This is a genomic window from Stenotrophomonas sp. STEN022 (genome assembly GCF_056760155.1).
The window spans coordinates 19,444-31,679 of record NZ_JBRREG010000008.1; the positions used below are offsets into that span (position 1 = coordinate 19,444).

The window sequence follows — 12,236 nt, forward strand, 5'->3', positions numbered from 1 at the left end:
GAAAGCGTTTTCAGACCTATCTGCCTCCGCAAAGCCGCATTGAATACGTATGCAGCCCAGCACCACGGGCTTGCCTGCTGATTACCATGCGAGTCAGTCGCAAGCAGCAAAAAACAGCGATGCATCCCCCACCCAAAAAAATACGGGGGAGCACAAAAGACAACCAAACGACATCACCTGGGAGAGGGGAGTATGTTGAACACCAAGCGCAATCTGCTGAGCGTTGCACTAGCCTCAGCCATCACATTGACTGCCACCGGCGTGCACGCACAGACCGTGGACGACGAAGCCAAGGCAAAGCCGAAGGCAGAAGCAACCGATCTGGACACCGTCACCGTGACCGGCATCCGCCGCGGCATCGAGAGCGCGATCTCGGTAAAGCGCGACTCGTCCTCGATCGTGGAAGCCATTTCGGCAGAAGACATCGGCAAGCTGCCGGACGTCAGCATCGCCGAATCCATCGCCCGCCTGCCCGGCCTGGCCGCCCAGCGCGTCGCCGGCCGCGCCCAGGCCATCAGCGTGCGCGGCCTGTCGCCCGACTTCGCCACCACCCTGCTCAACGGCCGCGAAATGGTCAGCACCGGTGACAACCGCTCGGTGGAGTTCGACCAGTACCCGTCCGAGCTGATCAGCGGCGTCACCGTGTACAAGACCCCGGACGCCGGCCTGGTCGGCCAGGGCCTGTCCGGCACCCTGGACATGCAGACCGTGCGCCCGCTCAGCTACAACGAGCGTGTCATCGCCGTCAGCGGCCGCTACCAGAAGAACTCGCTGGGCGAAGCCGCCGGTGAAGATCCGTACGGCAACCGCCTCAACTTCAGCTATGTCGACAAGTTCGCCGACAACACCATCGGCCTGGCCATCGGCATCTCCCATTCGGAAATGTCCAAGCAGGAAAACCAGGTCGGCCTGTACGAGCCGTGGCAGGCCATCGGCGACAACTGGCGCCCGGGCGTTGCCGCCGGCACCTTCTATTCCGACGGCATCAAGGCCCTGCGCCGCACCGGTAACTCCAAGCGCGACGGCGTGATGGCGACCCTGCAGTTCCGGCCGAACAACAGCTGGACCAGCACGCTGGATACTTTCTATACCAAGGCCAAGGAACACGACACCGCCAACCAGATGGAAATCCATCTGGGCGACTACAACGGCACCAACGATCCGAACAAGATCCGCCTGGATGTCACCGACGTCGTGGTGAACGGCAACGGCAGCTTCGTCAGCGGCACGGCGCACAACGTCTATCCGTTGATCCGCGGCATGTACAACAACCGCGAAGACACCATCAAGGCCATTGGCTGGAACAACGAATTCAACTTCGGTGATGTACGCGTGGTGGCAGACGTCAGCTGGTCCAAGGCCGAGCGTGACGAGCTGAACCTGGAGAACAACCTGCAGCTGCTGCCGGCACCGATGCTGGATTCGGTGAAGTTGAATTTCGCAGGCGGCAACTTCCCGCAGTTCACCCCGAGCCGGGACTATTCGGACTTCAGCAAGCTCTACCTGACCAACACCATCTACGGTTCCGGCTACGGCAAGACGCCGCATGTGGACGATGAACTGAAGGGCTTCAAGCTTGCTGCCACCTTCCCGGTACCGGAAGGCTTCACCTGGTTCTCCGACTTCGATGTCGGCATGAACTACGCCGACCGCAGCAAGAACAAGACCCAGGCCGAGGGCAACATCAACCTCGGTGCACAGGGCATCACCAGCATCGCCGCCGACCTGCAGTACAAGCCGGTCAACCTGGGCTTTGCCGGCGCGGGCTACATCCCGGCCTGGAATGTGCCTGCTGCGGTTGGTCGCTACATGACGTTCAATCCGACCACCACCGAGAGCTACCTGATCCCGAAGCAGTGGACGGTGGATGAGAAAATCACCACCACCTTCCTGCGAGCCAACATCAGCACCCAGATCGGCTCGGTCCCGGTGCGCGGCAACGTCGGCATCCAGGCCCAGCATGTCGACCAGTCTTCGCATTCCAATTACTGGGATGGTTCACAGCCGGTTGGCAGCCAGGTCATTCCGATCAACGCCGGCAAGAAGTATCTGGACTTCCTGCCGAGCTTGAACCTGGCCTTCGAACTGCCGGCCGAGAACACCATCCGTTTCGCCCTCGCCCGCCAGGTCGCGCGTCCGCGCGTCGACGAACTGCGCGCATCGATGGAGTTCGGCATGGACACCAATACCGGCAAGCCCGGCTCCAGCGGCGGCAACCCGACCCTGGATCCGTGGGTAGCCAACGCCGCCGACCTGTCCTGGGAAAAGTACTTCGGCAACAAGGCCTATGTGGCCGCTGCGGTCTTTTACAAGGACTTGAAGAGCTACATCTACACCGAGAAGCGTGATGGCTACGATTTCACCAACCAGGTGGCAGAGTGGCTGAAGGTAGGCACCAATGCAGCCCAGCTGCAGGTCCCGGCACAGTCGATCGGCTACTACACCGCACCGTTCAACGGCACCGGTGGCAGCCTGCGCGGCGCTGAGCTGACCGCCTCGTTGCCGTTGGACCTGTTCACCGATGCCCTGCGCGGCTTCGGCGTGGTGGCCAGTGCCAGCTTCAACGACAGCGACATCATGATCAAACCCGACCCGGCCAATACCTCCAGCGTTGGCACCGGCCCGATCATGCTGCCTGGCCTGTCCAAGCGCGTTTACAACTTCACCGCCTACTACGAGAACAGCGGCTTTGAAGTGCGTTTGAACCAGCGCAAGCGCTCAGACTTCATCGGCGAGATCGGCAACTTCAACGGCGCCCGTACCCTGCGCTATGTGAAGGGCGAGGACGTGCTGGATGCACAACTAGGTTACAGCTTCGGCGACGGCACGATGTTCAAGGGCCTGAGCCTGTTCCTGCAGGCCAGCAACCTGACCAACTCCAAGTACGAAACCTATGCCGGCACCAAGGACAGGCCGCTGGAAACCGTGGAATGGGGTCGCACCTACCAGGTCGGTGTGAACTACAAGTTCTAACCCGTTCTGATGGGAAGCGTATTTAAGCCCCGCTGCTTTTGCAGGGGGCCTTTTGCGTTGTGAGATGACTCCGCTTCTTCCGTAGTCCAGATGGAATTTGCTGAAGCTTGTTGCAGCCAAAGCATTGCCCGTCTATCCGTTGCTGTTGCCATTGTTCTTGTTGTTGCTGTTGTGCCGTCATTCCCGCACACGCGGGAATCGCTCTGGCTTTTGGCTTTTGGCTTTTGACTCTTGGCTTTTGACTCTTGGCTCTTGGCTCTTGGCTTTTGGCTTTTGGTTTTTTGGCTTTAAGCATCCGGACGTCCGCCTCCTCCACCAAACCCAGCCACCCTCCCCCAGCACCCCAACGACAGAACCCAATGTCCCTCGGCATCTTCTGCGCTGTCCTGTTCGCCGCCCTGCTCCACGCCAGTTGGAATGCCATCGTCAAACTTGGCGGCGACAAGCTGCTGACCACGATCCTGGTCACCGGCTGGGCCGCGATCCTGGCTGCCATCGCCCTGCCTTGGCTGCCAGCCCCCGCCGCCACCAGCCTGCCCTGGCTCGCCGCCTCGGCCATCCTTCAAACCGGCTACTACGTGCTGGTCGCCCGCGCTTATCACAGCGCCGACATGAGCCTCTCCTACCCGCTGATGCGTGGCTGCGCGCCCTTGCTGGTCGCCATTGCCGGCACCTGGTTGTTCGACGAGCACCTGTCTGCCAGCGCCTGGAGCGGTATCGCCCTGATCAGCGCCGGCATCCTGTGCATGGCCGGCAGCAGCACCGTTCGCAACATCCACCTGCCGCTATGCATCGCAGTGGTGATCGCCACCTACACTCTGGTCGATGCACAAGGTGCACGCCTGTCCGGCAACGCCTTGAGTTACACGCTATGGCTGTTCCTGCTGTCCGGCCTGCCATTGCCGATCTGGGCCTTGTTCGCCCGCCGCCAGCAATTGAATGCCTATCTGCGCGGCAACTGGCAGCGCGGACTGGTCGGCGGTATCGGCACCACAGCATCGTATGCGATCGCGCTATGGGCGATGACCATCGCGCCGGTTGCAGTGATCGCGGCACTGCGCGAAACCTCGATCCTGTTCGCGTTGCTGATCTCGGCACTGCTGCTGAAAGAGCACATCAGCCGCAAGCGTCTGCTCGCCGCAGCGCTGATCATCGCCGGTGTGGTGCTGTTGCGGCTGGCATAGCCAACGCAGCGCTCAGAGCGGCGGCATCACGCTGATGTCGTCGTCCACCAGCTCCATCGCCATCACCAGCGCGTCTTCGCGCCCGGTCGCGGTCGGGTAGTAACGCGGACGGCGGCCGATCTCGTTGAAGCCTTCGCTGTGGTACAGCGCGATGGCCGAGGTATTGGACGGCCGTACTTCCAGGAACACCCGCAACGCGCCGCGCTGCCGTGCAACCCGCACCAATTCGCGCAACAAGCGTCGGCCGTAGCCGCGTGATTGGCATAGCGGGTCAACACATACATTGAGTACGTGCGCCTCATCGACGGCAATGCTGAGCACGGCGTAGCCGGCAATGCCGTCATCCTGCACCAACACCCGGCATGGGTAGTCGGCACGCAGGCAATCCTGGAAGATGCCGCGCGTCCATGGGAAGGGGTAGGCACGCAGCTCCACTTCCATCACCGCATCCAGGTCCCCCTCATGCATGGGACGCAGGACCGACCCCAGCGCGGTCATTGCCGTGCTTTCCGCCGCAAGCTGCGCAGCTGCGGCCACAGGGCACGCTTGGCGGCCGGATCGGCACGCAGCTGGGCCAAGGGCCAGCTGTCCATCAGCGCCCGCGTTTCCGGCTCATTGGGATTGCAGCCGGAAGCACGCAACAAGGCGATCTGCAGGCGGTCGGGCATTCCCAAGCCGCCGCTGCGACGAACACCACCCGGTGTAGCTGCAGCAAATACCGGCGCAGGTGCGGTGCTCGGTGCCTGCGGTGCCTTTGCGGCCATTTCACGCGGTGGGGCAACAGCAACCGACTTGGCCACCGCAGGTTGCGGCTGCGCTGCCAACTCCACCGCTACCGTAGCGGTGTCAAAGGCTGGCGCAGCCACGGCAGGCGGCGCATCCAGCGCGCCGCCTTCAAGATAAACGGTGTAGCCCATCGCCTGCAGCCATGCCTGCTGCTCAGCGGTCCACACCGGCTCGGGCGAGAAGCCGATCACTGCACCTTGCCGGCCGGCTGCCGCCAGCGTTGCAGCGCCCACATCACCGGGCCGGACAGCGCATAGATCACGCCAACCGCCAACAAGGTGCGCGCTGGGTCCAGCACCACGATCGAGATGATGATCGGCACCAGCGCCAGCACCACGAACGGCACGCGCTCAGAACGCGGGCCCTTCTCGCTGCCGCCCTTGAAGCTCCAGAAACGGATCCGGCTGACCATCAGCAGACCAGACACGATGGTGACGCCCAAGGCCACATAGCGCAGCTCCTCGCCACTCCAGGCCGAGTCGCCATCGGCGAAGGCCCAGACGAAGGACATCATCAAACCGGCCGCAGCCGGACTGGCCAGGCCTACAAACCAGCGCTTGTCGACCGTGCCCACCTGGGTATTGAAGCGGGCCAGGCGCAGCGCTGCGCAGGCCGCATACAGGAAGGCCGCCGACCAGCCGACCCGGCCCAGCACGTCGCCATCGAACTTCAGCGAGGACAGGGCCCAGTGGTACATCACCAGTGCCGGCGCCATGCCGAAACTGACCAGATCAGCCAGGGAGTCGTACTGCACGCCAAATTCGCTGCTGGTGCCGGTCAAACGCGCGACCCGGCCGTCCAGCCCATCCATCACCGCCGCCACGAACACGGCGACGCTGGCGTTGACGAACTGCCCGTTGGAGGCGGCAATGATCGCGTAGAACCCGGCAAACAGGCCGGCGGTGGTAAACAGGTTCGGGAGCAGGTAGATGCTGCGCGAACGCGGTGGTGGTCTCAATTCGTCCATACCGGGGAGTTTAATCGACTTGCCAGCCGCGTCACCGGGTGCTGCAATCGCTGCCTGCCCTGTTCCGGTGCCTGGAGTTGTCATGTTCACCCTGCCACGCCTCTGCTGCCTGCTCCTGCTCAGCACCGCTGCCACCGCCAGCGCCGCCAATCTGTACAAGTGGAAGGACGCCAATGGCGTCACCCAGTACTCGGAGCGGCCGCCGGCCGGCAAGCAGTACGAAACCCGCCGCATCACCGCCAGCGGTGCATCTGTCGCCGAACCAGAGGCTGCGGCCGAAGCCGGAGAATCCGAACAGTGCCTGGGTGCGCGCAAAAATCTGGAATTACTGAACGGCAGTGGCCCGGTCAGTCATGGTGTTGGCGCCGATGGCAAGCCAGGCGCTCCGCTGGATGACGCCCAGCGCGCCGCGCAGAAGCAGCTGGCCGAGGCGGTAGCTGCGGTCTATTGCAAGCCTGCGCCCAAGAAATAAGCCTTCAGAGCTGCTGGCTTGTGCGGTTGTGGGAGCGGCGCAAGCCGCGAAACTCATGGCCCCACAATTGCCAGCGTTGGCCGGCAACCAGGGGTTCCCGGTTTCACAGCGTTGGTCGTGCGCGGGGAAGGCCCCTGCCGAGCATGGCTCGGCACTACAGCTGGCGCACGCAGATCGCCCTACCCCGTTCGCGGCGGTGCGCACTGGGCTGCAAGGCTGGCAAAATAGGGGATCGTCCGTTTTGCGAAGCCCCCTGCCATGCGTCTTTCCCGCTTCCACCTGCATACCACCAAGGAAACTCCCGCCGACGCCGAGCTGGTCAGCCACCGGCTGATGCTGCGCGCGGGCATGATCCGCAAGCTGGCGTCGGGCCTGTACACCTGGTCGCCACTGGGCCTGCGGGTGTTGCGCAAGGTGGAAACCATCGTCCGCGAGGAAATGAACCGCGCCGGTGCGGTCGAACTGCAGTTGCCGACCATCCAGCCCAAGGAGCTGTGGGAAGAAACTGGTCGCTGGCAGAAATTCGGCGGCCAGCTGCTGAAAATCAAGGACCGCAAGGAGCAGGAGTACTGCTACAGCCCCACCGCCGAGGAAGCCATTACCGACTTCGCGCGCCAGGAGCTGTCCAGCTACAAGCAGCTGCCGGTCAATTTCTACCAGGTGCAGACCAAGTTCCGTGACGAAATCCGCCCGCGCTTCGGGGTGATGCGCGCGCGCGAGTTTCTGATGAAGGATGCCTATTCCTTCCATCTGGACGACGCCAGCCTGGTCGCCGAATACGAAAACATGAAGGCTGCCTACACCCGCATCTTCACCCGCCTGGGCTTGGAGTTCCGCGCGGTGCAGGCCGATTCCGGCGCGATCGGCGGTGACGCCTCGCAGGAATTCCACGTCATCGCTGATTCCGGTGAAGACGCGCTGGTGTTCTCCACCGGCTCGGATTACGCCGCCAATGTGGAAGCGGCGATTGCCGCGGATCCGGCAGCGCGCGCCGCCGCCAGCGAAGAACTGCGCAAGATCGATACCCCCACCCAGAAGACCTGCGAAGAAGTCGCCGCGCTGATGGGCATCGCCCTGCTGCGCACGGTCAAATCGATCGCGGTTATGACCACAGAAAATGAGTTCGTGCTGGCCCTGGTCCGCGGCGACCACGAAGTCAACGAGATCAAACTGGCCAAGGTAGCTGGCCTCAATGATTACCGCATGGCCAGCGAGGCCGAGATTGCCGATTATCTGGGCAGTGAGCCGGGTTTCCTCGGCCCCTTGAATCCACGCAAGGCGATCCGCGTGGTCGCTGACCGCGAAGTGGCGGCAATGGCTGACTTTGTGGTCGGTGCCAATGAGAAAGGTCTGCATATTGCCGGCGTCAACTGGGGCCGCGACCTGGCCGAGCCGGAAGTCGCAGATATTCGCAACGTCGTCGCCGGTGACCGTGCGCAGGACGGCGGCGAGCTGAAGATTACCCGCGGTATTGAAGTTGGCCACGTATTCCAGCTGGGCCGCCAATATGCGCAGGCGCTGAAAGCCACCGTGCTGGATCAGAACGGCAAGGCCGCGGTGATGGCGATGGGCTGCTACGGCATTGGCGTGTCGCGCATCGTCGCTGCTGCCATCGAACAGAACCACGACGACGCCGGCATTATCTGGCCGGTCAGCATGGCACCGTGGCAAGCCGTGGTATGCATGATCAACCCGAAGCAGGACCCGACGGTGACCGCAGCCGCCGAAGCACTGCTGGCCGAACTGCAGGCCGCCGGCGTGGATGCCGCGCTGGATGACCGCGGCCTACGCCCGGGCCAGATGTTTGCCGACATGGAACTGATCGGCATTCCGCACCGCATTGTGGTATCCGAACGTGGCCTGGCTGCGGGCACGGTTGAATACCGTGCACGCAGCGCCAGCGAAGCGGAGAATCTGGACCAGGCCACGGTGATCAGCAAGATCATCGGCTGACGTTGATTGCTTATAACGCCGGGACATCGTCCCGGCGTTTTCATTTCCGGATAACATCGAAAACGCTATTAATCTGTCATTACCGCGGCCAGCCCGGTATGCTTTGTTGCGCTGCCACGGAATGGCATACACCCCCAACCCATTATCCGGAGTAGTTATTCGATGAGTATCGATCTGTCCCAGCTGTCGGCCAAAGAACTGGCCGTTCTGATCCGTGACGCACAGAAACGCAAGACCGTTGTAGCCAAGCGCCAGCCGATTGCCAAGGCCCGCGCCGTGGTTGCCGCTGCGGCAAAGAAGGCTGGTTATACCGTCGAAGAGCTGTTCGGCACCGGCGCCGCCGTTGCAGTGAAGGCCCCGCGTGGCGCCAAGGCCAGCAAGGGCGCCGCCAAGACCGGCCGCAAGCTGCCGAAGGTTGAGCCGAAGTACCGTAACCCGGCAAATGCCGCTGAAACCTGGACCGGCCGTGGCAAGCAGCCGCGCTGGCTGGCCGAATACACCAAGGCAGGCCGCAAGGTTGAAGATTTCCTGATCCAGAAGTAATAACTCTGGAATATGGATTACAAAACGCCGGCAGATTGCCGGCGTTTTCTTATTGCTTTTTGGAAAACACAGCAGTTACAGATTCTTGCGCGCCGGCACCAGCAGATTACCGAACAAAAGACCTGCCACCAGCGCCATCACCACATTGACCACAGTCAGCAGCGCCGATTCACCTGCGCTGACATTCTGCTGCTGGATCAGGCTCAATACCCCGCGCAGGCTGGTGCTACCGGGCACCAGCATGATGATGCCGGGCAAGCGGATGATCGCGCCCGGGCGCTGCACGATGCGTCCAAACAGATTGCCCGCGGCAGTCACCGCCATCGCAGCGAGAAAGATGCCGGCCGGTGCGCCCCACAGCTGCCCGCCATAGCGGGAAATCGCATAACCGGCCACCGAGGCAGCCATAACCCAGAGGTAGTCACGTTTGCTGGCCCGGAACAGCATGGCAAAGGCAAACGAGGCCACCAGCACCGATCCCCATTCCACCCAGTTGGATTGCGGCCGCGAGGCGCGGATGATCGGTTCCAGGCCGATGGAATTGGCGATGGTCACCGCGATCATCGCACCCACCGTGAGCTTCATGATGGTGGTCAGCGCGCCGGCAAAACGCGCCGTGCCCGATACCCAATGCCCGCTGGCCAGTTCATTGACCGAGTTGGTCAGCGCCATGCCGGGCAGCAGTACCACCAGCGAGGCAATGATGGTGGAGTTCATGTTCAGCGGCCCGATGAAGCTCGCCACCAGCACTGCCACAAAACCCGCCAGCAACGCTGCCAAGGCTTCGCCGGCTTCGCGGGTCGCGACGCGGCGGTCGGTATAGAACAGCATCAGGCCGATCAGCAGACCGGTAATACCGGCGGTGGCGATATCCAACCACGGCAGCCGCCACAAACCGGCCACACCGGCCGAGCCCAGGGTGAACGAGGCCAGCAATTGGACCTTGCTGCGCAGGCCACCGTCCTTGTCGAGCTGGCGCAGCGCGGTATGCCCCTGCGCGATCGACATCTGCCCGGCAGACACGGCATCGGCGATCTGGTCGGCCATCGCCAGCTTGTGCAGGTTGGTATCACCCGGCCCCAGACGGATCACGCGGGTGATGTCACTGGAGCCGATGGCGCGGGTCGGGTCGCTGAAACTCAGGATCAGACCGGTTGGGTTCGACCACGGTTCGCAATCCAGATCCAGCTGCTGCGCCAAGGCCACGACCGCCGCCTCCAATCGCTGGGCGGTTGTGCCATAGCTGTGAAGACGCCCAGCCATCTCCGAAACGAAGGCCACACGTTGCGCATAGGTAGCGCGATTGGAAGCAGTGGCCGGGGCGGCGGCAAGGGTTTCGGCAGACATGGCCGCTAGTATCACCTGAAGCGGAGGAAATACTCATCCGGCTTGAAGGGCTGGCAGGTTATTCTCCGTAGCCAATGGTCACCATGAAAGACATTCCCCCACCCCACTGCGTACTTCCCCCCGATGCGGATGGCCTGCTCAGGCTTTCCGGCAACTGGACATTGGCCACCGCGCTGCACTCGAGCGAGGTACTGCATGCCCAGACCGGAGCGGTAACCGGCATCGATGCGCGCAATATCGACCGGTTGGATTCGGCCGGGGTACTGCTGTTGCTGCGCTACGCGCACAAGCTGGGGCTGCCGGATGATGCGCTGCAGTTCCGCGCCGACCATCAGGCGCTGGTCTGCACCATCGAGGAAGTCGCCGATGAACGGCCCAAGCCGCAACGCGACTTCGGTGTGGCGGCCGCCCTGGATCGGCTGGGGCGCTCGGTGCACGCCATCGCCGATAACGTGGTGGTATTGGTCAACTTCCTCGGTGAAAACCTGGCCAAGATGGCGCGACTGGTGCGCCAGCCACGGCGTTTCCGGCTCACCGCAGCGGTCAACCAGATGGAAGAAGTCGGCCTGAACGCGGTGCCGCTGGTAGCGCTGCTGTCGTATCTGGTGGGCGCGGTGATCGCCTTCCTCGGCTCCACCATCCTGCGCGACTTCGGCGCCGAGATTTATGTGGTGGAGCTGGTCTCGATTGCCTTCCTGCGCGAGTTCGCGGTGCTGCTCACCGCCATCGTATTGGCTGGCCGCACCGCCAGCGCCTTCACCGCACAGATCGGTGCGATGAAGGCGCGCGAAGAAATCGATGCCATCCAGACCCTGGGCCTGGATCCTATCGACCTGCTGGTGCTGCCACGCGTGGTCGCGCTGCTGATCATGTTGCCGCTGCTGACCTTCGTGGCGATGATCGCCGGCCTGGCCGGTGGCGTTACCGTGGGCGCCTTCGACCTGGGCATCCCGCCACAGATGTATCTGGCGCGCATGCACGACACCATCGAGGTGCGACACATGCTGGTTGGGCTGTCGAAGGCACCGGTATTCGCACTGATCATCGCCCTGATCGGCTGCCTGGAAGGCCTGAAGGTGGAAGGCACGGCGCAATCCGTTGGTGAACGCACCACATCCAGCGTGGTGCAGACGATTTCGCTGGTCATCATCCTCGACGCGCTGGCTGCGTTGTGGTTCATGCATATGGGCTGGTGAGGCGATGGGCACGATGGAAGACGCCAACACCGACGACACCAACCTGGCAATCCGCGTACGCGGATTGGTCAATCGCTTCGGCAGCCAGACCGTGCATGACGGCCTGGATCTGGACGTACGCCGTGGCGAGATCCTCGGCGTGGTAGGCGGTTCGGGCACCGGCAAATCGGTATTGATGCGCTCCATCCTCGGCCTGCGCACGCCCGATGCCGGGCAGATCGAAGTGCTGGGCGTGGACGCACGTTCAAGCAACCCCGCCGACCGTCTGCGGATCGAACGCAATACCGGCGTGCTGTTCCAGGACGGCGCCCTGTTCTCCTCGCTGACGGTCGGCGAGAACGTGCAGGTGCCACTGAAGGAGCACCACCAAGAACTCAGCGAGCGCTGGCACTACGAGCTGGCTTTGTTGAAAGTGAAGCTGGCCGGCCTGCCCGCCGACGCCATCAACAAACTGCCCTCGCAGCTCTCCGGCGGCATGCGCAAACGCGCCGGGCTTGCCCGTGCGCTGGCTCTGGATCCGCCCTTGCTGTTCCTGGACGAACCCACCGCCGGCCTCGACCCGATTGGTGCGGCCGCGTTCGACCGCCTGATCAAGACCCTGCAGGAAGCCCTGGGCCTGACCGTATTCCTGATCACCCACGATCTCGACACGCTCTACGCCATCTGTGACCGCGTCGCGGTGCTGGCCGACAACAAGGTCATCGCCAACGCACCACTGCCAGAAATCGAACAACTCGACCATCCGTGGATACGCGAGTACTTCCACGGCCCCCGCGCCCGCGCCGCGCGCGGCCTCCAGCACGAGCCCGCTTGAT

General features: G+C 63.0%; 11 protein-coding genes and 1 pseudogene. 8 read left to right on the plus strand and 4 right to left on the minus strand.

Going from position 1 to position 12,236, the window contains the following annotated elements; all coding sequences use genetic code 11:
• Positions 1 to 192 precede the first annotated feature (192 nt).
• The 3 genes from ACVOMF_RS03210 (at position 193) to ACVOMF_RS03220 (ending at position 4,157) form a co-directional block, all read left to right on the plus strand.
• Positions 193 to 2,973 carry a TonB-dependent receptor gene (locus ACVOMF_RS03210; protein ID WP_481507986.1) on the plus strand — a complete coding sequence of 927 codons (2,781 nt, stop codon included), beginning with the start codon at positions 193 to 195 and terminating at the stop codon, positions 2,971 to 2,973.
• Positions 2,974 to 3,063: 90 nt separating this feature from the next.
• Entirely contained in the window at positions 3,064 to 3,201 is a 138-nt protein-coding gene (locus tag ACVOMF_RS03215) for a hypothetical protein (RefSeq protein WP_481507987.1), read from the plus strand.
• 131 nt (positions 3,202 to 3,332) lie between these two features.
• Entirely contained in the window at positions 3,333 to 4,157 is an 825-nt protein-coding gene (locus tag ACVOMF_RS03220; protein WP_481507988.1) for an EamA family transporter, read from the plus strand.
• A 12-nt stretch (positions 4,158 to 4,169) separates the two neighbouring features.
• On the opposite strand, the gene rimI is transcribed toward ACVOMF_RS03220, so the two are convergent.
• From rimI to pssA, 3 genes are read right to left on the minus strand one after another with little or no spacing between them, the layout of a single operon-like run.
• Positions 4,170 to 4,655: a ribosomal protein S18-alanine N-acetyltransferase gene (rimI, locus tag ACVOMF_RS03225; RefSeq protein ID WP_481507989.1), complete on the minus strand. Its 486-nt coding sequence runs from the start codon at positions 4,653 to 4,655 to the stop codon at positions 4,170 to 4,172.
• The gene (locus tag ACVOMF_RS03230) at positions 4,652 to 5,074 is read right to left on the minus strand and encodes an alanine acetyltransferase (RefSeq protein WP_481508027.1); all 423 of its coding nucleotides are present in this window, start codon (positions 5,072 to 5,074) and stop codon (positions 4,652 to 4,654) included. Before ACVOMF_RS03230 ends, rimI begins: the two co-directional genes overlap by 4 nt.
• 56 nt (positions 5,075 to 5,130) lie before the next feature.
• On the minus strand, positions 5,131 to 5,910 hold the full coding sequence (gene pssA, locus ACVOMF_RS03235) for a CDP-diacylglycerol--serine O-phosphatidyltransferase (protein ID WP_481508028.1): 780 nt from the start codon (positions 5,908 to 5,910) through the stop codon (positions 5,131 to 5,133).
• A gap of 82 nt (positions 5,911 to 5,992) precedes the next feature.
• Here pssA and ACVOMF_RS03240 point away from each other — a divergent pair, with 82 nt between their 5' ends.
• The 3 genes and pseudogenes from ACVOMF_RS03240 to ACVOMF_RS03250 all read left to right on the plus strand — a co-directional run.
• Complete coding sequence (locus ACVOMF_RS03240) at positions 5,993 to 6,382, plus strand: DUF4124 domain-containing protein (RefSeq protein WP_481507990.1); 390 nt, start codon at positions 5,993 to 5,995, stop codon at positions 6,380 to 6,382.
• A gap of 258 nt (positions 6,383 to 6,640) precedes the next feature.
• The gene (locus ACVOMF_RS03245) at positions 6,641 to 8,335 is read left to right on the plus strand and encodes a proline--tRNA ligase (RefSeq protein WP_481507991.1); all 1,695 of its coding nucleotides are present in this window, start codon (positions 6,641 to 6,643) and stop codon (positions 8,333 to 8,335) included.
• A 162-nt stretch (positions 8,336 to 8,497) separates the two neighbouring features.
• A pseudogene (locus ACVOMF_RS03250) lies at positions 8,498 to 8,875 on the plus strand (H-NS histone family protein); the annotation flags it as partial.
• Positions 8,876 to 8,953: 78 nt separating this feature from the next.
• Here the strand turns inward: ACVOMF_RS03250 and ACVOMF_RS03255 are convergent.
• Entirely contained in the window at positions 8,954 to 10,225 is a 1,272-nt protein-coding gene (locus ACVOMF_RS03255; protein ID WP_481507992.1) for a threonine/serine exporter family protein, read from the minus strand.
• An 83-nt stretch (positions 10,226 to 10,308) separates the two neighbouring features.
• On the opposite strand from ACVOMF_RS03255, the gene ACVOMF_RS03260 reads away from it, so the two are divergent.
• Positions 10,309 to 11,421: an ABC transporter permease gene (locus tag ACVOMF_RS03260; RefSeq protein WP_481507993.1), complete on the plus strand. Its 1,113-nt coding sequence runs from the start codon at positions 10,309 to 10,311 to the stop codon at positions 11,419 to 11,421.
• A gap of 4 nt (positions 11,422 to 11,425) precedes the next feature.
• Positions 11,426 to 12,235 (plus strand): ABC transporter ATP-binding protein, encoded by an 810-nt coding sequence (locus ACVOMF_RS03265; RefSeq protein ID WP_481507994.1) that lies wholly within the window; start codon positions 11,426 to 11,428, stop codon positions 12,233 to 12,235.
• The last annotated feature ends 1 nt before the right edge of the window (position 12,236 follow it).

Bases quoted from the DNA above. Each gene is read 5' to 3' on its own strand.
- ACVOMF_RS03210 (WP_481507986.1), top strand. From the start codon at position 193: ATGTTGAACACCAAGCGCAATCTGCTGAGCGTTGCACTAGCCTCAGCC.
- ACVOMF_RS03215 (WP_481507987.1), top strand. From the start codon at position 3,064: ATGGAATTTGCTGAAGCTTGTTGCAGCCAAAGCATTGCCCGTCTATCC.
- ACVOMF_RS03220 (WP_481507988.1), top strand. From the start codon at position 3,333: ATGTCCCTCGGCATCTTCTGCGCTGTCCTGTTCGCCGCCCTGCTCCAC.
- rimI (WP_481507989.1), bottom strand. From the start codon at position 4,655: ATGACCGCGCTGGGGTCGGTCCTGCGTCCCATGCATGAGGGGGACCTG.
- ACVOMF_RS03230 (WP_481508027.1), bottom strand. From the start codon at position 5,074: ATGGGCTACACCGTTTATCTTGAAGGCGGCGCGCTGGATGCGCCGCCT.
- pssA (WP_481508028.1), bottom strand. From the start codon at position 5,910: ATGGACGAATTGAGACCACCACCGCGTTCGCGCAGCATCTACCTGCTC.
- ACVOMF_RS03240 (WP_481507990.1), top strand. From the start codon at position 5,993: ATGTTCACCCTGCCACGCCTCTGCTGCCTGCTCCTGCTCAGCACCGCT.
- ACVOMF_RS03245 (WP_481507991.1), top strand. From the start codon at position 6,641: ATGCGTCTTTCCCGCTTCCACCTGCATACCACCAAGGAAACTCCCGCC.
- ACVOMF_RS03255 (WP_481507992.1), bottom strand. From the start codon at position 10,225: ATGTCTGCCGAAACCCTTGCCGCCGCCCCGGCCACTGCTTCCAATCGC.
- ACVOMF_RS03260 (WP_481507993.1), top strand. From the start codon at position 10,309: ATGAAAGACATTCCCCCACCCCACTGCGTACTTCCCCCCGATGCGGAT.
- ACVOMF_RS03265 (WP_481507994.1), top strand. From the start codon at position 11,426: ATGGGCACGATGGAAGACGCCAACACCGACGACACCAACCTGGCAATC.